Source organism: Clostridium sp. AN503 (genome assembly GCF_040719375.1).
Taxonomy (GTDB): Bacteria; Bacillota; Clostridia; order Lachnospirales; family Lachnospiraceae; genus Brotaphodocola.
The window spans coordinates 2,570,421-2,592,343 of the sequence record NZ_JBFDTP010000002.1 but is presented as its reverse complement, the minus strand read 5'-3'; the positions used below and the strand labels follow the sequence as shown (position 1 = coordinate 2,592,343).

Genomic DNA, 21,923 nt, shown 5'->3' with positions numbered 1-21,923 from the left:
GTATTTGAGGGGGGATTGGGTATAATAGGGAAGACTTACATCTTAAGGAGGAGACAATATATGGTAATGAAGAGAGGCCACATCGGAAGGCTGGCGGCGGTGGTATTGGCAGCGGTGATGGGGATGGGGAGTATAGAGGCTTTTGCGGATACTGTTACGGAGAGCGCGGCGGCAGAGAGTACAGCTCCGGCGACTCCGGCGCCGACGGAGTTTGCGCATATTCTGACCTGCGGGATAGAGGGCGGGAATCAGATCGCTATCCGCGGGCAGATGGAGGGGACATGGTCGGACCCGGCTTTTTATGACAATTATCTGTATCTGTTTGAACTGCAGCCATATGAGGATGAGATCGGGGACAGGACGGATTATCTGGCTTGGATCACCAAGGGGGATGCCCTGTCGTTTGATGTGCCTCTGAATCTGGGTACGGCAGAAGACCGGCTGTATTCCAAGTTTGTAGTGGCTGTGTTTGACGGGCAGAAGTATACGAAGGTGAGTAATACGGCTTATGTGACGAACCCGGAGGCGGTTGCGAAGCATACGGACCCGTATAAGAACGCTCAGACCAAGAAGGGGCTTTTGATCGAGAATACGGACAGCATGGTGGCGGATGCGTTTGAACTGGGCGTCAATCATGTGATCGTCAATATTCCGTTCCATCATATTCTGGGAGAAGGGATCAATTATGAGTATGACGGGAAGACCTACAGCTTTAACAAGGCTTTGATGGAACAGTATGACAGCACGATCCGCAAGATGTCGGAAAAGAGCATGACGGTGACGGCAGTGATCTTAAATGGCTGGAATGACAGTACGCCGCAGCTGGTATATCCGGGTGTGACGAAGCAGCCGGAGAACCAGGTGTTCTATTATGGGTTTAATGCGTCCACACAGGAAGGATATGAGACGATCAAGGCGATCGCATCGTTTTTGGCGGACCGGTACAGCAGCCTGCGTTCTCCTTATGGGAAGGTATCTAACTGGATCATTGGAAATGAGATCAACAACCAGCAGTGGAATTATATGGGTGATATGCCCATTGACCAGTATGTCCATGAGTATGAGCGGGCATTCCGGGTGTTCTACACGGCGATCAAGAGTACGAACCAGAATGACCGGTTGTATTTTTCAACTGATTATAACTGGAATCATGATGCAAATGGAAAGAATAAGTACAATGCAAAGGATATTATCGACCGGTTTGCGGATATGACGGGAGCGGGCGGTCCTATGGACTGGGGACTGGCGTACCATCCATATTCCATTCCCATGACGGAGCCGGAGTTCTGGGATGACGACCAGACCGGGCTGATCACCTATGATGCTGGTTCTCCAGTGGTGAATTTAAAGAATTTGAGCGTGCTGACGGATTATATGCAGAACGGCAATATGAGGAATCCCAAAGGGGAGGTGCGTCATATCATTCTTTCAGAGCAGGGCTTTACTTCTAAGAGCCTGACACGGGGCGAGAACAATGATCTTCAGGCAGCGGCCATCGCTTATGCGTATTATATTGCGGACAGCAACCCCTATATCGATGCATTTATTATGAGCAGACAGGTGGATGCACCGCTGGAGGTGAATTCGTCCCTGATGTTTGGATTGTGGCACTGTGATATGACCCGGCCCAATGAGATCATTCCTACTATGAGGAAAAAGGCATGGTCGGTTTATAAGAATATCGACAACAGGAAAACAACGTTGGAGAATACGGAATTTGCAAAAGAGATCATCGGGATCCAGAAATGGAGCGATGTGATCCCCAACTTCAAATGGAAGTCGCAGGAATAGGCAAAAGCCTATTCCTCCGGCGCGACAATCTTGGCGATCATACGGTTTGGCAGGCAGACGATCAGCTCGCCGTTCATGGTGATGCGCCCCTGGTGGATGCAGACCTTGTCCGGACAGGAAGCTTCGCTGATCCAGACCACGCCGTCCTGGATGATCAGGTGGTTGGTGCCGCCGTTGTAGCCGTCTATGACGGTGTCGGTATCTTTTGTCAAGTCGAAGGTGACGACGGTTTGTCCGTCTACCGTGACTTCCACGGTGGCTGCCGGCTTTTTGTGGATCATATAGTTAACCAGGAATCCTCCTGCTGCGATAACCAGTACAATGGCTATCAGCAGCAGGTCTTTTTTTTGTTTGAGCATGGGAATAACCTCTTTCTAAAACACAGTTTAAATGGTATACTTAAAATCAGAGTCTCGTGGACGGGACTCTCAATGTTTGAAACTATAACACAGATACGGTGTGATGTCAATTTGCAACCGTTGGAAGGAGATAATGCAGTTTATTTATGGAGAGAAAACATAAGGGCGGCCGGGCAGCCGGCAGGAGCCATCCAGCCGGACATAACAGGGCTAAGAGTGTTGCACTGTATGGTCTTTTGATCGCGCTGGCATTTATATTCAGTTATATTGAGGCATTGATCCCCATGCCGGTACCGGTGCCTGGCGTGAAGCTGGGGCTGGCGAATCTGGTGAATGTGGTTGGGCTATATACGGTTGGCATTGTAGGAACGGTGGCGGTGTCCCTGGTACGGATCGTGCTGGTGGGATTCACCTTCAGCAACCCTGCCAGTATGATGTATTCCCTGGCAGGAGGGGCCTTCAGCCTGGTGGTCATGGTGCTGGCAAAAAAGAGTGGCTGGTTCTCAAAAGCCGGGGTCAGTATCCTGGGCGGCATTTTTCATAACATTGGACAGCTCACGGTGGCTATGTACGTGACCGGGACCGGCGGTGTATTTTCTTATCTTCCGGTGCTGATGGTGGCTGGAGTGATAACCGGCGGCGTGATCGGGATCCTGGGCGGCATGATCGTGGATCGGATCGCTCCGGTCCTCCGGAATATATGATCCCGGAATATATGAATTTGATAGAAAATCAAAGGATATTCTATGGTTTTTTGAAAATCAGGGGTGTATACTTAAAAAGAGATTGGAATAAAAACGGGAGGTTGAGCATGGTAAACGAAGCGATTAAAAAACTGGTACAGTATGGTCTGCAGACAGGTCTGATTGAGAAGACGGATGAGATTTACGCGGCCAATCAGATCCTGGAGGCTCTGCATCTGGAGGAGTATGAGGAACCGGAGCAGGATTTTTCAGAGGTGGATCAGGTGGAGAGCCTGGAAGACATCTTAAAGGAGCTTCTGGACTTCGCCTGTGAGCAGGGGATCATTGAGGACAGTATCGGATACCGGGATCTGTTCGACACGAAGCTGATGAACTGCCTGATGCCGCGTCCTTCTGAGGTGGCGGCAAAGTTCTGGGGGCTGTATGAGGCTCAGGGAGCGGAAGCGGCCACGGATTATTTTTATAAGTTGAGCCAGGATTCGGATTACATCCGCCGTTACCGGGTGTGTAAGGATAAAAAGTGGGTGACCAGCACACCTTACGGGGATCTGGATATTACCATCAATCTGTCAAAGCCGGAGAAGGATCCAAAGGCGATCGCGGCGGCCAAGCTGGCGAAGCAGAGCGGATATCCCAAGTGCCTTCTCTGTATGGAGAATGAGGGTTATGCCGGGCGTCTGAACCATCCGGCGCGGAATAATCACCGGATCATCCGCATTACGGTCAATGACAGCAGCTGGGGATTCCAGTATTCTCCGTATGTATATTACAATGAGCATTGTATCGTATTTAACGGACAGCATACGCCGATGAAGATCGAGCGGGCGGCGTTTGTGAAGCTGTTTGATTTTGTGAAACAGTTTCCTCATTATTTCCTGGGTTCCAATGCGGACCTGCCGATCGTGGGAGGCTCTATCTTAAGCCATGACCATTTCCAGGGCGGACACTATACCTTTGCCATGGCGAAGGCGCCGATAGCGAAGGCCTATGTGATGCCGGGCTTTGAGGATGTGGAGGCCGGGATTGTCCACTGGCCCATGTCGGTCCTGCGCCTGCGGGGGGAGGATCCGGACCGGTTGATCGATCTTGGCGATAGGGTTCTTGCGGCGTGGAGAGGCTATACGGACGAGGCGTCCTTTGTGTACGCTGAGACCGATGGGGAGCCGCACAATACGATCACGCCGATCGCCAGGAAAAGCAGCGATAAGTACGAGCTGGATCTGGTGCTGCGCAACAATATCACCACGGAGGAATTTCCGCTGGGCGTTTACCATCCTCATCAGGAGCTGCATCACATCAAAAAGGAGAATATCGGCCTGATCGAAGTGATGGGGCTGGCGGTGCTGCCTTCCCGGTTAAAGGATGAGCTGGCGCTTCTGGGTGAGTACATCGTGGCGGGGAAGGATATCCGCAGCAATGAGATGCTGGAAAAGCATGCCGACTGGGTAGAGGAGTTTATGCCCCGGTATGGTGAGATCACTGCCGAAAATATAGAAGGGATCCTGCAGGACGAGGTGGGCCGCGTGTTTGCCCGTGTGCTGGAGGATGCCGGGGTATATAAATGTACGCCTGAGGGCAGAGCCGGGTTTGGACGGTTTTTGATAAGTGTAGGATTTAAGGGACAAGCATAGAAAACAAAACAGGTATAATATAAGGTGACAGGAAAAAGGGCAGGTGCAGGGAATAGTTCCATAATAAGCAGAAAATAGAGAAAAAGGAATGATGGACTTTGCATCATTCCTTTTTTGTGTTATGATAAAAAAGCCTGTGCCCGAGAGCAGGGGCAGATGATGAAAGCGAAAAAGGAAAAACAGAACATAGAAAAGGTGTTATATGAAAAAAAGATTGTGTTTGATTTGTGCGGGACTTATTTCTCTGATGCTTGCAGGCTGCGGACAGAAGCAAAAGACGCTGACGTCCTTTGACGTCCAGTATCTGGACTATTTTGATACGTTTACAACGGTGACGATCTATGCGGAGGACAAAGCACAGTTCGACGGCTATGCACAGCTTGTAAAGTCGGAGCTTCAGTATTACCATCAGGTCTTTGACATTTACAACAGCTATGAAGGGGTCAACAATTTAAAGACTGTCAACGACAACGCGGGGATCGCGCCGGTGACGGTGGATCAGGATGTTCTTGATATGCTGGAATTTTCTCTTCAGGAGTATGAGCTGACGGACGGAAAGGTCAATGTCGCCATGGGCAGCGTGCTGTCGATTTGGCATGATTACCGCGAGATGGCAAAGGCAAACCCGGAGCATGCCCAGGTGCCGGATATGGACATGCTTTTAAAAGCGGCTGAGCATACGGATATTCACAGAATGGAGATTGATAAGGAGGCTTCCACGGTTTATCTGCCGGACAAGGATATGAAGCTGGATGTGGGCGCCATTGCAAAAGGATATGCAGCGCAGCGGATTTCAGAGAAGCTTAGGGAAGCTGGCGTGACTTCGGCACTTTTAAGCCTTGGAGGTAATGTTGAGACCATTGGAGCGAAAGGGGACGGCAAGCCCTGGCGGGTAGGTATCCAGAACCCGGACCCGTCCGGCGGGCAGAGCTATCTCCATGCGCTGGACTTAACGGACATGTGCCTGGTGACCAGCGGGACCTACCAGCGGTATTATGAGGCAGATGGTGTGCGTTACCATCATATCATCAATCCGGATACGCTGATGCCATGGGATGAATACCTTTCTGTGACGATCCTGTGCAGGGGAAGTGCGAAGGCGGATGCACTCTCCACGGCGGTGTTCAATATGAACCTGGAAGAAGGAAAAGCATTGATAGAATCGCTGGAGGATACGGAGGCTCTGTGGATCCTTCCGGACGGCAGTGAGGTGGAAAGCTCCGGGCTTAAGGAATTTATGGAAGTTTAGCTTGAAGGAAGATACGATAGATTGACCTGGAGGAATACAGAAGATGGAAGTTTCAAAAAAGAAGTCCCTGCGCAGCAGCGCAATGCTGGCGCTGACTGCGCTCATCTGGGGTGTGGCTTTTGTGGCCCAGAGTGAGGGAATGAACTATGTAGGCGGTTTTACATTCAATTGCTGCCGGTTTCTGGTAGGCGGTTTTGTGCTGATCCCGTGCATTTTCTTTTTGAGAAAGGTAAATGGGACCCAGCTGGAAGAATTAAGCGTTGCTGACCGGAGATCCCGGAGGCGGGTGGGTCTGACCGGAGGTATTTGCTGCGGTATATTTATCTGCATTGCCAGCAGTCTGCAGCAGTTTGGGATTGCCTATACAACGGTCGGAAAGGCCGGTTTCATCACGGCGCTTTATATTGTGATCGTGCCGTTGTTTGGCCTTTTTTTGAAAAAGAAAGCAGGCATGAATATTTGGGTTAGTGTTGTGATCGCGGCGGTGGGGATGTACCTTCTCTGTATCACAGAGGGATTTTCCATTGGTCGGGGAGATTTTCTGGTGTTTTTGTGTGCTATAGGATTCTCTCTGCATATCCTGGTGATCGATTATTTTTCTCCGAAGGCGGATGGGGTGGTGATCTCCTGTGTGCAGTTTTTTACGGCGGGCATCATATCCTGCGTTTTGATGATGGTTTTTGAGAAGCCCTCCTGGAGCGCTGTCTTTTCAGCCTGGGCGCCGGTGTTGTATGCGGGCGTTATGTCCTGCGGCGTTGGGTATACGCTGCAGGTTGTGGCACAAAAACATGTGGAGCCCACCGTTGCATCTCTCATTATGAGCCTGGAGTCGGTGTTTTCCGTGCTGGCCGGATGGGTGCTGCTTGGGCAGAGCCTTTCTGCCAGAGAGTTGTTGGGGTGTGTATTCGTGTTTGGGGCTATCATACTGGCGCAGATTCCGGCAGGATTGTTTAAGCGGATGTATGACAGGGCGTGATCAGCCTGTCCCGGGAGCCTGAAATGGGTGATCCGGGACAGTTGTTTTAATGTTGCAATTTTATGATGACTGTGTTAAAGTATGGTTACCAGATGATAGCTCGTCATATAAAAACTATCACCACATTTTTGTCGTTGGGAATTCCCTGTGCCGTCCGGCACAAAGTGTCTGAATCTGACATTCCGCCTGTTATCAGGCAGAATCCCGGTAAAGATCGATTAAGTATGAAAATTTAGGAAGCTGTTGTCTGGTCTGTAAAAAAACAGTATAATGGAGATAGTTTTTATATGGCCCCCAGGGAGGAGGCTGTATGTATAAGACCAGAGAACCGTGCACAGAGCAGGCAGAGTAAATGGAGCGGGAGCCTGTGAGGATTTTTGTGATAGGGGGATATTGTATGCAGATAGCAGAAAGCGAGTTGTTTTTTAAGGAATTCCGTGTGATCTTGTCTGAAGAGCTGGATAAACAGCTGGAAGAAAAGTTGGAGCGGAAGCTGGAAGAAAAACTGGAGTGTAAGCTGGAAGAAAAGTTGGACCAGAAGCTGGAGGAAAAGCTGGATCAGAAACTGGAGGAAAAGCTGGACCAGAAGCTGGAAGAGAAGCTGGAACAGAAACTGGAAGAAAAATTGGAGCAGAAGCTGGAGGAAAAGCTGGACCAGAAACTGGAAGAGAAGCTGGAGCTGAAATTAGAAGAAAAGATGGATCAGAAGTTTGATCATAACTTGGATCGAAGGCTGAATCAGACGTTCGATCAGAAGCTGGCGCCAATTTATGAGGAATTGAAGAAGATTGACCGTCTCGACGGCAGGGTGGCAAATCTGGAAGAGGGCCAGGAGCGACTCAGCAGTAAGATCATAAACCTGGAAGAGGGCCAGAAGTGTCTCAGCAGCAAGATCATAAACTTGGAAGAGGGTCAGGAGCGACTCAGCAGTAAGATCACAAGCCTGGAAGAAGGCCAGGAGCGACTCGGACTGCTGGTCAGCAAAAATGGCCGGCGGATTGAGGATGTGGATATCCATGTAAGCAGTCTGGAGCTGGATGTGAAACGATCTGAGAGAGCAATCCGCGCTGATATTTCCAGGCTGAAGGATGCGAATGATACGCTGATAACGGTACTCGAGTCGAAGGGGATCCTTCCATTGATGCAGTAAATCAGAATAGCCACAGACAGCAGAATAACAGACAAAAAATAGCAGACACAAAGCAATAAAATCGGCATGCACACCAAAGGATAGGTTGCATGCCGATTTTCATGTTTTCAATATGTATTTTGTTTATTGTATTGTAACTGTTCAGGATGGTTTATCTTCTATTTCTGCTCCTGTTTTTCAAGCTCCGCCATCTTCATTGCACGGACTTTGAGCGGCAGGCCGAACAGAGTGATGAAGCCGTCTGCATCGTGATGGTCATACAGATCGCCAGTGGTAAAGGAGGCCAGGGATTCGCTGTATAAGGAATATGGGGAAGTGGTCCCGGCCTTGATGATATTGCCCTTGTACAGCTTGAATTTCACTTCGCCGGTCACATACTGCTGGGTGGACTCCACAAATGCCTGGACTGCTTCGCGCAGAGGGGTAAACCACTTGCCCTCATATACGATCTGGGCGAATTTGTTGCCCATATCCTTTTTCACCTCCATAGTGGCGCGGTCTAATACCAGTTCCTCCAGCTGCTGATGTGCTTCCATCAGAATGGTACCGCCAGGGGTCTCATATACGCCGCGGGATTTCATGCCCACAACGCGGTTCTCCACAATGTCCACGATGCCGATCCCATGCTTGCCGCCCAGGTCATTCAACTTGCGGATAATGTCGGAGACCTTCATGCTCTCGCCGTTGACGCTTACAGGCACGCCTTTTTCAAAGGTCATGGTAATGTACTCGCCTTCCTCCGGCGCTTTCTCAGGACTTACGCCCAGCACCAGCAGATGGTCGTAGTTCGGCTCATTTGCCGGGTCTTCCAGTTCCAGGCCCTCATGGCTGATGTGCCACAGGTTACGGTCGCGGCTGTAGCTGTTGTCTGCGGAGAACGGAAGATGGATGCCGTGCTGCCTGCAGTACTCGATCTCATCTTCGCGGGACTGCATGGTCCATACGTCGGTCATGCGCCACGGAGCGATGATCTTTAAATCCGGAGCGAGAGCCTTGATACCAAGCTCGAAACGGATCTGGTCGTTCCCTTTTCCAGTAGCGCCGTGGCAGATAGCAGTGGCGCCTTCTTTTCTGGCGATCTCAACCAGACGTTTTGCGATCGCCGGGCGCGCCATGGAGGTTCCGAGAAGATACTTATTCTCGTATACTGCATTGGCCTGAACGCACGGTACGATATAATTGTCGCAGAAATCGTCCACCAGATCTTCGATATACAATTTGGAAGCGCCGGAAAGCTTTGCACGCTCCTCCAGGCCGTCCAGTTCGCTGCCCTGTCCGCAGTCGATGCAGCAGCAGACAACTTCATAATCAAAATTTTCTTTCAGCCACGGAATGATCGCTGTGGTATCCAGGCCTCCAGAATAGGCTAAAATAACTTTCTCTTTCATCTTCATAATCCTCCTCAGTCTTATAATAACGTTAAAATAGGATGTTCTTGTTTGATTTGACTTCATAAATATACAACAATTTATTGGATAATGCAAGTATAAAATGAAATTTTTTAAAAATATATTGCATAATATTCATATATAATGTATAATTATGAAATCTCGTGAGAGAAACGCGAAAGGCGTCCGGCCCGAACGCTGCGCAGGACGGTGGAAGGGGCGGAAATATTTGGGAAAAGGCTTTCTTTATAGACGGAAAATTACTATAATAAAGAGAGCACAAAATGTATGATTATGAGAGGGAAATGCATATGATTAAGGTTGGGATTATCGGAGCTACTGGATATGCCGGTGCGGAATTGGTGCGGCTTCTGCTGCAGAGGGATGATGTGGAGATCGTGTGGTACGGTTCCAGAAGTTATGTGGGCGAGGATTTTGCTTCTATTTATAGAAATGTCACTCATCTGGTGGATGCAGCTTGCAGCGATGATGATATGGCGAAGCTGGCAGATCTGGCGGATGTGATCTTCACGGCAACGCCCCAGGGATTCTGTGCCACGCAGGTGACAGAGGAGATCCTGTCAAAAACAAAGATCATTGATTTAAGCGCGGATTTCCGTATTAAGGATGTTGATATTTATGAGCGGTGGTACAAGTTAAAGCACCCGACCCCGCAGTTTATTGAGGAAGCCGTCTATGGCCTGCCGGAGGTGAACCGGGAGGAGATCCGGGGGGCAAGGCTGATTGCCAATCCGGGCTGCTATCCGACCTGCTCCTTTCTGACCCTCTATCCTATGGTGAAGGAAGGGCTGATCGACACGGATACTATTATTATCGACGCCAAGTCCGGTACCTCGGGGGCAGGAAGGAGCGCCAAGGTGCCAAGCCTTTATTGTGAGGTCAACGAGAGCATGAAACCGTACGGGGTCGCAAGTCACCGCCACACACCGGAGATTGAGGAGCAGCTGTCCTATGCAGCGGGCAAACCGGTGACGATCAGCTTTACTCCCCACCTGGTCCCCATGAACCGGGGGATTCTGGCGACAGCGTATGCGAAGCTTGCAAAAAAGGTGACCGCGGAGGAAGTAAAGGCGGTATATGATAAGTATTATAAAGAGGAGTATTTCGTGCGGGTGATGGATATCGGCATGGTGCCGCAGACCCGCTGGGTAGAGGGCAGCAACTTTGCTGATATAGCATTCCAGATCGACCCGCGGACGGACCGCATCGTTATGATGGGAGCTATCGACAATATGGTGAAGGGCGCCGCAGGCCAGGCCATGCAGAACATGAACCTGATGTTTGGGCTGCCGGAGAATATGGGGCTTAAGCAGATTCCGGTATTCCCGTAAGGAGAATGGAAATGATCAGATGATATGTCCCAAATGTGGAGCGGAGTACCAGGACGGATATACGGAAGCGGCAGAAACAGAAGAAATGACCCTTCTCCATACGATACTGGGCATATTCGGAATTTTAGTGCTGTACCGATTGCTTGTGTCGCTGTACATATTATTTCAGACTGCTGTATAACAAAAAGCCAGAAAGGGATTTGAAAATGGGAGGGACCATGAGTATCATCATCCGGGAGATGACTCTGGATGATTATGACGGCGTATATGCACTGTGGATGAGTATCCAGGGCTTTGGGATCCGCAGTATTGATGACTCCAGGGAGGGAGTGGCCCGCTTTCTGAAGCGTAATCCGACCACCAGTGTGGTGGCAGTGCAGAACGGGCGGATCGTGGGAGCGATCCTCTGCGGGCATGACGGCAGGCGCGGCTGCTTCTACCACGTATGCGTGGCGAAGGATTACCGGCAGCACGGGATCGGGGACCGGATGGCGCAGTTTGCCATGCGTGCGCTTAAGAAGGAGGGCATCAGCAAGGTAAGCCTGATCGCCTTTAAGGATAATGCTGTGGGCAATGCTTTTTGGAAAGGCCTGGGCTGGACCGAGCGGGAGGATCTAAACTATTACGATTTTACCCTGAACCAGGAAAATATCACAAGCTTTGTGAAGTGATCATAAAAATGAAAATGCAGTAGGGAGGAATATGACATGAATATAATCGAGGGCGGCGTGACCGCAGCGGCAGGTTTCAAAGCGGCATCCACCGCGGCAGGGATCAAGTATAAGGACCGGAAGGATATGGCGTTGATTTGCAGTGAGACGCCCTGCAGGGCGGCAGGTACATTTACCACCAATGTGGTAAAAGCCGCGCCCGTCAAGTGGGATAAGCAGATAGTGACAGAATCTGATTATGCCCAGTGCGTGGTCATCAATGCGGGGATCGCCAATGCCTGCACTGGCGCAGAAGGATATGGTTACTGTCTGGAGACTGCCAGGGCAGCAGGCGCAGAGCTGGGGATCCCGGAGCAGGCGGTTTTAGTGGCTTCCACCGGAGTCATTGGCATGCAGCTTCCTATGGATAAGCTGAAGGCGGGGATCCAGGCAATGGTCCCGGCATTGGATGGCAGCCTGGAGAGCGGAACGTCAGCGGCCCAGGCGATCATGACCACGGACACAAAGAAAAAAGAAGCGGCTGTACAGGTAGAGATCGGCGGAAAGACCGTGACGGTGGGCGGTATGTGCAAAGGCTCAGGAATGATCCATCCCAACATGTGCACGATGCTTGCATTTGTCACAACCGACCTGGCGATCTCCAAAGAGCTTTTGCAGGAAGCGCTGAGTGAAGATATCAAGGACACCTACAATATGATCTCCGTGGACGGTGATACCTCTACCAACGATACCGTTCTGCTGCTTGCAAACGGCATGGCGGGGAATCCGGAGATCACAGAAAAGAATGAGGACTATGAAGCGTTCTGCAAAGCGCTCAACTACGTCAATGAAACCCTGGCAAAAAAGATGGCGGGGGACGGCGAGGGCTGTACCGCGCTCTTTGAGGTGAAGGTGGTAGGCGCTGAGGATAAGGCTCAGGCGGTGACCCTGTCCAAATCCATCATTACTTCCAGCCTGACAAAAGCGGCGATATTCGGACATGATGCCAACTGGGGAAGGATTCTCTGCGCCATGGGTTATTCCGGCGCGCAGTTTGATCCGGAGCAGGTGGACCTGTACTTTGAGAGCGCAGCCGGAAAGCTGCAGATCATAAAAGACGGCGTGGCGCTTCCATACAGCGAGGAGGAGGCGACGAAGATCCTTTCCGAACCGGAAGTGACAGCCATTGCCGATGTGAAAATGGGCGATGCCTGTGCAACTGCGTGGGGCTGCGATCTAACATTAGATTACGTGAAGATCAATGCGGATTACCGGTCATGATGTGTTGAGCGGGGACAGAGGCAGATCATCGGTCATGATGTGCAGTAATACAGGGAATGTGGAGGAGCGAGATTATGAATATGGAAATGAATGAGATGCAGAAGGCGGAGGTGCTGATCGAGGCACTTCCTTATATCCAGAGATTCAACCGGAAGATCATTGTGGTGAAATATGGCGGCAGCGCCATGGTGGACGATCACTTAAAGCACCAGGTCATCCAGGATGTGGTGCTGTTAAAGCTGGTGGGATTCAAACCGATCATCGTCCATGGCGGGGGCAAAGAGATCAGCAAATGGGTGAACAAGGTAGGCATGGAGCCGCATTTTGTAAATGGCCTGCGGGTCACCGACGAGCCGACCATGGAGATCGCCGAGATGGTGCTCAATAAGGTCAACAAAAGCCTGGTGCAGCTGGTCCATGAACTGGGCGTCAAGGCGGTGGGCATCAGCGGCAAGGACGGCATGATGTTAAAATGCAGGAAGAAATATTCCAAAGGCGAGGACATTGGCTACGTGGGTGAAATTGAGAAGGTGGATCCCCAGATCATCTACGACCTGCTGGAAAAGGATTTCCTGCCGATCATCTGTCCCATCGGTTTTGATGACAATTTCTTAAGCTATAATATCAATGCGGACGATGCAGCCTGCGCCATCGCCCAGGCAGTCCACGCGGAGAAGCTGGCATTTTTAACGGATGTGGAAGGGGTGTACCGGGATTTTGCAGATAAGAAATCCCTGATCCCTGAGATGACGGTGGATGAGGCGCAGAAGTTTGTGGAGGGCGGAAGCCTGGGCGGAGGAATGCTGCCGAAGCTCCAGAACTGCATTGACGCCATGAACAACGGCGTGTCGCGCGTACATATTGCAGACGGGCGGATTCCCCATTGCCTGCTGCTGGAGATATTTACCAACCGGGGGATCGGAACCGCAATCTTCAAATCCGATGAAGAACGTTACTACCGTGATGAAACAGGGACGGAAAAATAGAAGGGGATAGAGATGGAACAGATAAAAGAAATAGAACAGCATGGAACCGGACAGAACAAGACGGCACAGAACAAGACGGCACAGTACATAGACCGTGCAGAGCATGTGCTTTACAAAACCTACAACCGTTTCCCGGTAGTGTTCGACCACGGGAAGGGCGTAAGACTCTATGACACGGATGGGAATGAATATCTGGATTTTGGCGCAGGGATCGCCGTCATGGGACTGGGGTATGGATGTCCGGAACTGGATGAGGCCGTCAAGGAGCAGGTGGATAAGCTGTACCATATTTCCAATCTGTTTTACAACGCGCCGGCTGTGGAGGCGGGAGAGAAGCTTTTAAAGGCATCCGGAATGGATAAGGTTTTCTTCACCAACAGCGGGACTGAGGCCATAGAAGGAGCCTTAAAGATCGCGAAGCGTTACGCATACGATAAGGGGATGGCGCCGGATTATGAGATCATTGCCATGAAGCATTCCTTTCACGGAAGGAGCCTGGGGGCATTGTCCGTGACGGGCAACGACCACTACCAGGAGCCGTTTGCACCGCTGATCCCCAATATCAGGTTTGCAGAATTTAACGATCTGGAGAGCGTCAAGTCGCTGTTTGACGAAAAGACCTGCGCCGTGCTGATGGAGACCATCCAGGGCGAGGGCGGCATCTATCCGGCGGAGGACGCATTCATCCAGGGGGTGAGGAAGCTGTGTGATGACCATGACGCCCTGCTGATATTTGATGAGATCCAGTGCGGAATGGGACGTACCGGGGAGATGTTTGCCTGGCAGGGATACGGCGTAAAGCCGGATGTGATGACATCTGCAAAGGCGTTGGGTAACGGAGTGCCGATCGGCGCATTCCTGGCCTGCGGCAAGGCGGCGTCCGCCATGGTACCTGGCGATCACGGCACCACCTACGGAGGCAATCCGCTGGTGTGCGCCGCGGCGTCAAAGGTGTTGGATTTGTTTGAAGAGAAGCATATTACAGGACACGTAAAAGAAATCGGCTCATATCTGTGGGAAAAGCTGGACAGATTGCCGGATAAATACGACTGTATTACGGCTCATCGGGGCAGGGGACTGATCCAGGGACTGGAGTTTGACCGGCCGGTGGCTCCGGTTGTCACCAATGCGCTGTTGGAGCAGAAGCTGGTGCTGATCAGCGCCGGGGCTCAGATCATCCGGTTTGTGCCGCCGCTTGTGATCAGCCGGGAAGACGTGGATGAGATGGCCTGCCGTTTAGAGGCTGCCATTTGCGCAGTTACAGAAGTTGAATAAATGGCCAGACTGTATTATAATAGTTTTTAAAGATATTAGTAAGACTATTACAAAAGAGGGGGATGCAGGATGGCAAAGAAAGGTTTTTTCACTGAATTCAGGGAGTTTATCAGCCGCGGCAACGTGATGGATATGGCAGTCGGTGTTATCATCGGCGGCGCGTTTTCCAGCATTGTGACGTCACTGACGGAGGATATCATTTCCCCGATACTGGGACTGTTCGGCGGGATGAATTTTGACCAGCTTTCTGTGAACATTTTTGGTGAGGTAACACTCAACTACGGCAAATTCATCACGGCAGTTGTGAATTTCCTGATCATGGCGCTGATCATTTTCTGCATGGTAAAGGCGATGAACGCGATGGAGGCTGAGGCTGTGAAGCTGGCTCATTTAAACGCCAAAGAGGAAGCTCCGGCGGCGCCCACCACCAAGATCTGTCCTTACTGTAAGTCGGAGATCCCGATCGACGCGACCAGATGCGCGCACTGTACGTCCGAGCTTCCGGTGGAGCCGGCGGCAGATGCAGCGGCAGAACCTGTGGCGGAAGCATAGGCAGAATTAACAGCAGGATCAAAGAGAGAATCATAGACAGAATTATAGAAAGAATCAGGTACATAGCGTAGTATGTTCAAACGGGCAGGAGACAGAATCCTGTCCGTTTTTTTGCACTGAAACCGCCGGGTTTATGAAAAAAACAAGAGTGTTTGGAAAATATTTCAAAACAGACAGGGATGTGTTATACTGAAACCAGTGAATGAGCGGACTGGGCGCCTGAGCGCGCAGTGGAAAGGAGAGGTTTATGGCGATATGGAAATGTAAGATCTGCGGATACATTTTTGATGAGGAAAAGCAGGGTAAAACCCTTGAAGAAGCCGGTGCATGCCCGGCGTGTATGCAGCCGGTGAGCGTGTTTGAGAAGATTTCCGGAGCTGTGGAGGGGGCGGATGACAGCCGGAGTGAAGCCGCTGGAGCCGGGACGGAATACTCACAGCCGGAGGATCTGGACTACCCGGAGGAGTTTGCACGGGCGGATGACAGCTGCCGCTATATGTCTGAGATCCATCAGATGGCAGTCAGCGGGAAGAGCATCATCGATGCCATGGGGACCAGGATGCCCATGCCGGACTGGGATGACATCCTGATTTTGGGGGCGCAGCTGAATCCGCCGCCGCTGATGGAGCATGACGAGGTAGACACGACCACCGTGATCGGGAAACATGCCAGGAAGCCGATGGTCCTGAAGAATCCGGTTTATGTGTCTCATATGTCCTTCGGCGCTCTGTCAAAAGAGACCAAGATCGCGCTGGCGAAAGGCACAGCTATGGCAGGCTCCGCCATGTGCAGCGGTGAAGGCGGGATCCTGCCGGAGGAGATGGCAGCAGCGGGCAAATACATATTTGAGTATGTTCCGAACAAATACAGCGTGACTCCGGAAAACTTGAAGAATGTGGATGCGATTGAGATCAAGATCGGTCAGGGAACCAAACCCGGCATGGGCGGGCATCTGCCCGGCGGCAAGGTGACTCCGGAGATCAGCTGTATCCGCAACAAGCCTATGGGAAAGGACGTGATCAGCCCGTCCAGATTTGCAGAAGTACAGTCCAAAGAGGATCTGCGTGATCTGGTGAGCCAGCTAAGGGCGGCTTCAGAGGGCAGGCCGATCGGGATCAAGATCGCAGCAGGGCGGATTGAACGGGATTTGGAGTTCTGCGTATTTGCAGAGCCGGATTTTATCACCATTGACGGGCGCGGCGGCGCTACGGGGGCAAGCCCGAAGCTGGTACGGGATGCCACCAGCGTTCCGACTGTCTATGCCCTTTACCGTGCGAGGAAATACCTGGATGAGGCGGGATCGGACATCCAGCTGGTCATTACCGGCGGACTGCGGGTATCCTCTGATTTTGCCAAGGCGATCGCAATGGGAGCCGATGCGGTGGCGGTGGCGTCAGCTGCCCTGATCGCGGCGGCCTGCCAGCAGTACCGGATCTGCGGCAGCGGAAGGTGCCCGGTAGGGATCGCCACTCAGGATGAAGCTTTGAGGAAACGTCTGAACCAGGATGCGGCGGCGCTCCGCGTGGCCAATTTTCTGAACTGTTCCTTAGAGGAGCTTAAAACCTTTGCAAGGATCACCGGACATGCCAAACTGCATGATTTGTGCGTGGACGATCTGTGTACTGTCAACGGGGAGATTTCAGACCATACGAATATCCCTCATGCGTAGAAGGAGAAGAACATGATCGAGAAAGAGATATTAGGACAGTGGGTGGACACTCTGGCGTCTAAAGCGCCGGTTCCCGGAGGCGGCGGGGCTTCCGCTTTGGGCGGCGCCCTGGCGGCTGCTCTGGGACAGATGGTAGCCAATCTGACTGTAGGGAAAAAACGTTATGCAGATGTGGAGGAGGAGATGCAGCAAAGCTTGTTTGCGCTCAATATCCTCCAGATGGAGCTGATGGCTCTGGCTGACAAGGATGCGGAGGTGTTTGCGCCGCTGGCAGCATCATACGGGATGCCGACAGAGACGGAGGAGCAGAAGGCGGAGAAAGAGCGGGTCATGGAAGCGAATCTTCTGGCAGCCAGCCTGGTGCCCCTTAAGATGATGGAGAAAGCATCGGCGGTCCTGGACATCCTGGGACTTTTAGAGGAAAAGGGGAGCCGCATGGCAGTATCTGATGTGGGGGTAGCGGTTCAGTTTGCACGCGCCGCATTAAACGGCGCGGTCATGAATATTTATATCAACACGCGTTCCATGAAGGACCGTGAAAAGGCAGAGGAGCTGAATGAAAGCGCCCGGAAGCTGATCGAGACCGGCACGGCCCAGGCAGATGAGATCTATGGGAAGGTACTTGCACGTCTCCAATAGAGATGGGGAAAACAGGAGGATCATGATGGTTGTATTAAAAGGGGCAGAGGTTTCTGCAAAGATCAAAGAACAGGTACAGGAGGCGCTGGGGCGGCTGGAGGGCAGAGTCCCGAAGCTGGCGATCGTCCGTGTGGGTGAGAATCCGGACGACATGTCATATGAGCGCGGCGCTATAAAGAAGATGGAGAATTTCGGATTGCAGGTACAGTCCTGTGCTTATCCCGCCGATATCAGCGACGAGGCGTTTAAAGAGGCGTTTGCAGAGATCAACCAGGACCCGGATGTGACCGGCATCCTGCTTCTGCGCCCGCTTCCCAAGCAGATCTGTGAGCGGGATATTGAGCAGATGATCGACCCGTCAAAGGACTTGGACGGCATATCCCCCGCCAACATTGCAAAGGTGTTTTCCGGCGACAGCACCGGTTTTGCCCCGTGTACGGCGGAGGCGGTCGTGGAGGTGCTGAAAGCCAATGATATCCCGATCACCGGGAAGCGCGTGACGATCGTAGGACGCAGCATGGTGGTGGGAAAGCCGCTGTCCATGCTGATGCTGAAAGAAAATGCCACAGTCACCATCTGCCATACCCGCACACGGGATTTAAAAGAGACCTGCCGCAATGCGGAGATCCTGGTTGCCGCCGCAGGCCGGGCAAAGATGCTGGACGGCAGCTATGTGGGCCAGGATGCCGTGGTCATCGATGTGGGGATCAATGTGGATGAAAACGGAAAGCTGTGCGGTGACATGGACTTTGAGACCATACAGGATACCGCATCTATGGCGACTCCGGTTCCAGGAGGAGTGGGTGCAGTGACTACAGCGGTGTTGGCAAAGCACCTGGTGCGGGCAGCGGGCGGTATGTGACTGACGCCGGGTGAGCGGGCTGTGGTTGCTGACGAGACGGGAACGGTGCGGCCGCTGCAGCTGCGGAGGGCAGCCGGGCGGATACTGGAGAGGACGCGATGGGGACAGTTTCTTTGAAAAAAGAAAATACATTTTTACGGATCGTACACGGGAATGAGGTCTATTATGGCGGGGACCAGGACTGGTTTGATACTACAGTCGCAAAGTACAGCGGGTGCGGTACCGTAGCGGCAGCCGATATTACCGCATATCTGGCAGGACGGCAAAGGGGACTGCAGGGGTTGTGCCATGTGCCGGGTGATATTTCTGCCATTCGGAAGGAAGATTTTTTGACGCATATGTGCGAACTTTATGCATGGGTGAAGCCGTGGAAAGTGCCGTTTGTGTCAGAAAAACATCCGCCCTGGAGAGGCTTTGGCTGGGGGCTGGGCGTCTGGCCTCCCTGCCGTTTCGCCTGTGGGGTGAAGCGTTTTGCCCGGTCCCGTGGAATCCGTCTGGAGTCTGTAAAGATAAGCAGCAGCCGTTCCATGACGGATCTGACAGACTTCATCAGAGACAGCCTGGAGCGGGATTGTCCGGTGGCAATGCTGATCGGAAGAAAGCCGCGATATGAGCGGCAGCTGGTAGAACGGCCGGATGGTTTCAAATGGATGCAGACGCACTTTTCAATGCACTGGGTTGTAATAACCATGTTGACAAAACAGGCGGGAAAGGTTATTGTTAAAGTGTCCACCTGGGGCGGATACTCCTGGCTGGATCTGGAAGCATGGCACCAGGCAGGGGGGATCATCCCCGGGCTGGTTAGTTTTAAATGGATGAACGAAGTGTGAGGATAGAGTTGTGAATAGACTCTCAAGAGAATCAAGAAGGATAAGCCAAAAAGGATTTACACTGGTGGAGCTGATCGTTGTGCTGGTGATACTGGGAATTCTCGCAGCGATTATGGTTCCTTCTTTGATTGGGTGGATTGATAAGGCGAAGAACCAGGATGCCATTTTGGAATGCCGGAGCGTGGTGATGGCGGCCCAGGGACAGGTGGCGGAAGAATATGCGAAAGATTCAGGCAAAGGCCTTCAGGAGACAATGAATCGGGCGGAAACAAAGAAAGCGGTTTTGGAAATTGCAGGGGTTGGAGGAGATTCCTCTATTGCACGAATAAATAGAATCTTACTTGATTCATCTAATGTAACAGAATTAAGATATAAGAGCTCAAAGGGCATATACGTTATTTATGATTCAACCGGTAATCCGGTGTATAAAATTGATGAATCAATCAGTACAGCAAATGATGCACCAGGATATCATCAGCAGGTAACTGATATCAAAGATGATGTGAACGCCTGGGATAAAGAATTTTTTGTAGATGAAAATGGAAAACTGAAAGATAAATATAAGGGACTGATCACTCAAGCAGAGTTGGATAATAATCCGACAAAGAGGTTGCAGGTGGCATACATTGAAAAGTATGGAGAGTTTCCTGCTGTCGATTGGGATCAGTTTAAGTTCCCGGATGGCTATAAGTTTACCCCAAAGGAGGCTGTCTGGCGGCCTATTATAGCCAAGGATAAGAACGGCGGTGAAGTGGTCATCATGATAACTTCTGATAACAGGACAGGGAATGGTAATGCTACAATGGTATACTGTAATGGAATGTATTATTTCCATCATAACAACTATGGAAATATTGATTCTGCATCCGTCAGTGATTTAAGCTTTAATATAGATACGTTGAATAGCGATCCACAGTGGGTCGCGTATAAATAAAAGTAAGCAGTTGGGTGGAACTCATTGGAATCCTGCCCTATTACTGCGTCATGGCTGTAAAAGCCATATAAAGCCGGAAGTCGTGGGAGGTCTGTGAAAATAACAGCCTCCTTCTTTGTTGGATCAAAATGTAACCACAATGTAACTCTTATATAGTATGATAGAAACATAAGATACACCTATAAAGTACAAGAGTATTAAGTTCTTAAAAATAGACAGAAAATGCAAACGGGGAAGGAATCTGAGGAAATGCCAGAAGAAGATGATAATACTTTAAAAGTTCAGATGCTGGGTGGATTTAAGATGATGTGGCAGGGAAAACCGATCTTGCAGGGCAAGAATCTGGGAAGTAAGACGCTGCATCTTTTATTGATCCTGATCTATGCAGGGGACTCAGGCGTCAGGCGTGAGCGGCTGCTGGAGCAGCTCTATGCGGACTGCGATACAGAACAGGCATCCAATTCCCTGCGGGCAACTATTTATCGTCTCAGGAAGGACCTGGCGGCAGCAGGTTTGCCAAAATGCGAATACATATCAACAAAAAGCGGTATATATCGTTGGGCCACAGAGAGTATCGAGATAGAACTGGACGTGGAGGCGTTCCAGCGGTATGCGACTGATGCGCTGGGCGAAAAGGATGTGGAACTGAGAAGGAAACTTTTAGGAGAAGCATGCCGCTCCTATAGTGGAGAATTTCTGCCGTTATTGACAGGCGATGACTGGGTGGCAGCGGCAAATTGGAAATATCAGGAGCTTTTCTTTAAATGCCTGCGGGAGTTGATCAGTCTTTTGCGGGCTCAGGGGAGGTATCGGGAGATATTGAACTGCTGTGAATATACGCTGAAAAAATTCCCGTATGAAGAGTGGCAGCTTGTAAAGCTGGATAGTCTGACTGCTCTGGGAGAGTACAAAAAGGCGCTGGAGTATTACGAACAGATAGCGCAGCACAATGCACAGGAGTTTGGGATCCTGCCGTCAGACGATATGGTAAGACGTTACCGGGCCATTCGTAATGGTATACAGTTTGAGGTGAACAGTATCGAAGATATTTACCATCATCTTCAGCCAGAAACAGAGGTGTATGGAGCGACCCGCTGCGATTATCTGACATTTGTAGATATATATCGCTATCTGGTGTGGGTGCTGGAGCGGCACGGTATATCTGCATATCTGACGTTGTTTACTATTGTAGATAAAGACGGGGTGCCGTTGGAGGACCCGGAGCTTTTGACGGATACCAGGCAGGTTTTGGAGACATCGATCCGGAATGCGGTGCGCAGGGCGGACCTTTACAGTTGTTATGGAAAGAATCAGTTTTTGATGCTGATGACAGGGACAAATGAGGAAGGCTGTCAAGTTGCAAAGGAACGGATCCAGAGCAATTTTCGCAGACTGAACCGACGAAAAAAAGTCATGATTTGTGACAGTTTCTGTCCGGCCATTCAGATTGCAGATGAAGACATTCGCAGACTTGAAAACGCCAATGTAAAAGAATGGGATTTGGGGTTTCAAAAATAGAGAAAATTTTTAGAAAAAACAAATAAAGTAACGCCTGGCATAACGGTTGATGGAGTATAGTGTAAATAACAATGGATGAGTATGACCACTTTGTCATTTTATGATAATTTTGGGAAAAGGAGAACAT

General features: G+C 51.0%; 20 protein-coding genes. 18 read left to right on the top strand and 2 right to left on the bottom strand.

Annotated elements, in window-relative coordinates:
* Positions 1 to 60: 60 nt before the first annotated feature.
* The gene (locus AB1I67_RS19415; protein ID WP_367031782.1) at positions 61 to 1,791 is read left to right on the top strand and encodes a DUF5722 domain-containing protein; all 1,731 of its coding nucleotides are present in this window, start codon (positions 61 to 63) and stop codon (positions 1,789 to 1,791) included.
* Positions 1,792 to 1,799: 8 nt separating this feature from the next.
* On the opposite strand, the gene AB1I67_RS19410 is transcribed toward AB1I67_RS19415, so the two are convergent.
* The gene (locus tag AB1I67_RS19410; RefSeq protein WP_367031780.1) at positions 1,800 to 2,150 is read right to left on the bottom strand and encodes a NusG domain II-containing protein; all 351 of its coding nucleotides are present in this window, start codon (positions 2,148 to 2,150) and stop codon (positions 1,800 to 1,802) included.
* Between the two features lie 146 nt (positions 2,151 to 2,296).
* Between AB1I67_RS19410 and AB1I67_RS19405 the strand changes: the two genes are divergently transcribed.
* The 5 genes from AB1I67_RS19405 (at position 2,297) to AB1I67_RS19385 (ending at position 7,860) form a co-directional block, all read left to right on the top strand.
* On the top strand, positions 2,297 to 2,854 hold the full coding sequence (locus tag AB1I67_RS19405) for a Gx transporter family protein (protein WP_367031779.1): 558 nt from the start codon (positions 2,297 to 2,299) through the stop codon (positions 2,852 to 2,854).
* Positions 2,855 to 2,961: 107 nt separating this feature from the next.
* Positions 2,962 to 4,485 (top strand): UDP-glucose--hexose-1-phosphate uridylyltransferase, encoded by a 1,524-nt coding sequence (galT, locus tag AB1I67_RS19400; RefSeq protein WP_367031778.1) that lies wholly within the window; start codon positions 2,962 to 2,964, stop codon positions 4,483 to 4,485.
* Positions 4,486 to 4,687: 202 nt separating this feature from the next.
* Positions 4,688 to 5,734: an FAD:protein FMN transferase gene (locus AB1I67_RS19395; RefSeq protein ID WP_367031775.1), complete on the top strand. Its 1,047-nt coding sequence runs from the start codon at positions 4,688 to 4,690 to the stop codon at positions 5,732 to 5,734.
* A 43-nt stretch (positions 5,735 to 5,777) separates the two neighbouring features.
* Complete coding sequence (locus tag AB1I67_RS19390) at positions 5,778 to 6,710, top strand: DMT family transporter (RefSeq protein WP_367031774.1); 933 nt, start codon at positions 5,778 to 5,780, stop codon at positions 6,708 to 6,710.
* Between the two features lie 397 nt (positions 6,711 to 7,107).
* Positions 7,108 to 7,860: a hypothetical protein gene (locus AB1I67_RS19385; protein WP_367031773.1), complete on the top strand. Its 753-nt coding sequence runs from the start codon at positions 7,108 to 7,110 to the stop codon at positions 7,858 to 7,860.
* A 158-nt stretch (positions 7,861 to 8,018) separates the two neighbouring features.
* Here the strand turns inward: AB1I67_RS19385 and AB1I67_RS19380 are convergent, their stop codons facing one another.
* The gene (locus AB1I67_RS19380) at positions 8,019 to 9,248 is read right to left on the bottom strand and encodes an argininosuccinate synthase (RefSeq protein WP_367031772.1); all 1,230 of its coding nucleotides are present in this window, start codon (positions 9,246 to 9,248) and stop codon (positions 8,019 to 8,021) included.
* Positions 9,249 to 9,559: 311 nt separating this feature from the next.
* Here AB1I67_RS19380 and argC point away from each other — a divergent pair, with 311 nt between their 5' ends.
* The 12 genes from argC to AB1I67_RS19320 all read left to right on the top strand — a co-directional run bounded on the left by argC (position 9,560) and on the right by AB1I67_RS19320 (position 21,796).
* Positions 9,560 to 10,600: an N-acetyl-gamma-glutamyl-phosphate reductase gene (gene argC / locus AB1I67_RS19375; RefSeq protein WP_367031771.1), complete on the top strand. Its 1,041-nt coding sequence runs from the start codon at positions 9,560 to 9,562 to the stop codon at positions 10,598 to 10,600.
* A 206-nt stretch (positions 10,601 to 10,806) separates the two neighbouring features.
* On the top strand, positions 10,807 to 11,271 hold the full coding sequence (locus tag AB1I67_RS19370; protein ID WP_367031770.1) for a GNAT family N-acetyltransferase: 465 nt from the start codon (positions 10,807 to 10,809) through the stop codon (positions 11,269 to 11,271).
* 36 nt (positions 11,272 to 11,307) lie between these two features.
* Positions 11,308 to 12,531: a bifunctional glutamate N-acetyltransferase/amino-acid acetyltransferase ArgJ gene (gene argJ / locus AB1I67_RS19365; RefSeq protein WP_367031768.1), complete on the top strand. Its 1,224-nt coding sequence runs from the start codon at positions 11,308 to 11,310 to the stop codon at positions 12,529 to 12,531.
* A gap of 80 nt (positions 12,532 to 12,611) precedes the next feature.
* On the top strand, positions 12,612 to 13,517 hold the full coding sequence (argB, locus tag AB1I67_RS19360; RefSeq protein WP_367032667.1) for an acetylglutamate kinase: 906 nt from the start codon (positions 12,612 to 12,614) through the stop codon (positions 13,515 to 13,517).
* A 12-nt stretch (positions 13,518 to 13,529) separates the two neighbouring features.
* Positions 13,530 to 14,792, top strand: a complete 1,263-nt coding sequence (locus AB1I67_RS19355; RefSeq protein WP_367031767.1) for an aspartate aminotransferase family protein — start codon at positions 13,530 to 13,532, stop codon at positions 14,790 to 14,792.
* Positions 14,793 to 14,861: 69 nt separating this feature from the next.
* The gene (mscL, locus tag AB1I67_RS19350) at positions 14,862 to 15,344 is read left to right on the top strand and encodes a large conductance mechanosensitive channel protein MscL (RefSeq protein WP_367031766.1); all 483 of its coding nucleotides are present in this window, start codon (positions 14,862 to 14,864) and stop codon (positions 15,342 to 15,344) included.
* 247 nt (positions 15,345 to 15,591) lie between these two features.
* Positions 15,592 to 17,013, top strand: coding sequence for a glutamate synthase-related protein (locus tag AB1I67_RS19345; protein WP_367031765.1), 1,422 nt, complete (start codon positions 15,592 to 15,594; stop codon positions 17,011 to 17,013).
* Between the two features lie 12 nt (positions 17,014 to 17,025).
* Positions 17,026 to 17,652, top strand: coding sequence for a cyclodeaminase/cyclohydrolase family protein (locus tag AB1I67_RS19340; protein ID WP_367031763.1), 627 nt, complete (start codon positions 17,026 to 17,028; stop codon positions 17,650 to 17,652).
* Between the two features lie 22 nt (positions 17,653 to 17,674).
* The gene (locus AB1I67_RS19335) at positions 17,675 to 18,514 is read left to right on the top strand and encodes a bifunctional 5,10-methylenetetrahydrofolate dehydrogenase/5,10-methenyltetrahydrofolate cyclohydrolase (protein WP_367031762.1); all 840 of its coding nucleotides are present in this window, start codon (positions 17,675 to 17,677) and stop codon (positions 18,512 to 18,514) included.
* A 98-nt stretch (positions 18,515 to 18,612) separates the two neighbouring features.
* A complete protein-coding gene (locus tag AB1I67_RS19330) occupies positions 18,613 to 19,344 on the top strand; it encodes a hypothetical protein (RefSeq protein ID WP_367031761.1) in 732 nt (243 codons plus the stop codon).
* 10 nt (positions 19,345 to 19,354) lie between these two features.
* Entirely contained in the window at positions 19,355 to 20,278 is a 924-nt protein-coding gene (locus AB1I67_RS19325) for a type II secretion system protein (RefSeq protein ID WP_367031760.1), read from the top strand.
* Between the two features lie 249 nt (positions 20,279 to 20,527).
* A complete protein-coding gene (locus tag AB1I67_RS19320; RefSeq protein ID WP_367031759.1) occupies positions 20,528 to 21,796 on the top strand; it encodes a BTAD domain-containing putative transcriptional regulator in 1,269 nt (422 codons plus the stop codon).
* Positions 21,797 to 21,923: the final 127 nt, after the last annotated feature.

What these genes read in the sequence shown, in the direction of transcription:
- AB1I67_RS19415 (WP_367031782.1), top strand. Translation starts at nt 61, where the DNA reads ATGGTAATGAAGAGAGGCCACATCGGAAGGCTGGCGGCGGTGGTATTG.
- AB1I67_RS19410 (WP_367031780.1), bottom strand. Translation starts at nt 2,150, where the DNA reads ATGCTCAAACAAAAAAAAGACCTGCTGCTGATAGCCATTGTACTGGTT.
- AB1I67_RS19405 (WP_367031779.1), top strand. Translation starts at nt 2,297, where the DNA reads ATGGAGAGAAAACATAAGGGCGGCCGGGCAGCCGGCAGGAGCCATCCA.
- galT (WP_367031778.1), top strand. Translation starts at nt 2,962, where the DNA reads ATGGTAAACGAAGCGATTAAAAAACTGGTACAGTATGGTCTGCAGACA.
- AB1I67_RS19395 (WP_367031775.1), top strand. Translation starts at nt 4,688, where the DNA reads ATGAAAAAAAGATTGTGTTTGATTTGTGCGGGACTTATTTCTCTGATG.
- AB1I67_RS19390 (WP_367031774.1), top strand. Translation starts at nt 5,778, where the DNA reads ATGGAAGTTTCAAAAAAGAAGTCCCTGCGCAGCAGCGCAATGCTGGCG.
- AB1I67_RS19385 (WP_367031773.1), top strand. Translation starts at nt 7,108, where the DNA reads ATGCAGATAGCAGAAAGCGAGTTGTTTTTTAAGGAATTCCGTGTGATC.
- AB1I67_RS19380 (WP_367031772.1), bottom strand. Translation starts at nt 9,248, where the DNA reads ATGAAAGAGAAAGTTATTTTAGCCTATTCTGGAGGCCTGGATACCACA.
- argC (WP_367031771.1), top strand. Translation starts at nt 9,560, where the DNA reads ATGATTAAGGTTGGGATTATCGGAGCTACTGGATATGCCGGTGCGGAA.
- AB1I67_RS19370 (WP_367031770.1), top strand. Translation starts at nt 10,807, where the DNA reads ATGGGAGGGACCATGAGTATCATCATCCGGGAGATGACTCTGGATGAT.
- argJ (WP_367031768.1), top strand. Translation starts at nt 11,308, where the DNA reads ATGAATATAATCGAGGGCGGCGTGACCGCAGCGGCAGGTTTCAAAGCG.
- argB (WP_367032667.1), top strand. Translation starts at nt 12,612, where the DNA reads ATGGAAATGAATGAGATGCAGAAGGCGGAGGTGCTGATCGAGGCACTT.
- AB1I67_RS19355 (WP_367031767.1), top strand. Translation starts at nt 13,530, where the DNA reads ATGGAACAGATAAAAGAAATAGAACAGCATGGAACCGGACAGAACAAG.
- mscL (WP_367031766.1), top strand. Translation starts at nt 14,862, where the DNA reads ATGGCAAAGAAAGGTTTTTTCACTGAATTCAGGGAGTTTATCAGCCGC.
- AB1I67_RS19345 (WP_367031765.1), top strand. Translation starts at nt 15,592, where the DNA reads ATGGCGATATGGAAATGTAAGATCTGCGGATACATTTTTGATGAGGAA.
- AB1I67_RS19340 (WP_367031763.1), top strand. Translation starts at nt 17,026, where the DNA reads ATGATCGAGAAAGAGATATTAGGACAGTGGGTGGACACTCTGGCGTCT.
- AB1I67_RS19335 (WP_367031762.1), top strand. Translation starts at nt 17,675, where the DNA reads ATGATGGTTGTATTAAAAGGGGCAGAGGTTTCTGCAAAGATCAAAGAA.
- AB1I67_RS19330 (WP_367031761.1), top strand. Translation starts at nt 18,613, where the DNA reads ATGGGGACAGTTTCTTTGAAAAAAGAAAATACATTTTTACGGATCGTA.
- AB1I67_RS19320 (WP_367031759.1), top strand. Translation starts at nt 20,528, where the DNA reads ATGCCAGAAGAAGATGATAATACTTTAAAAGTTCAGATGCTGGGTGGA.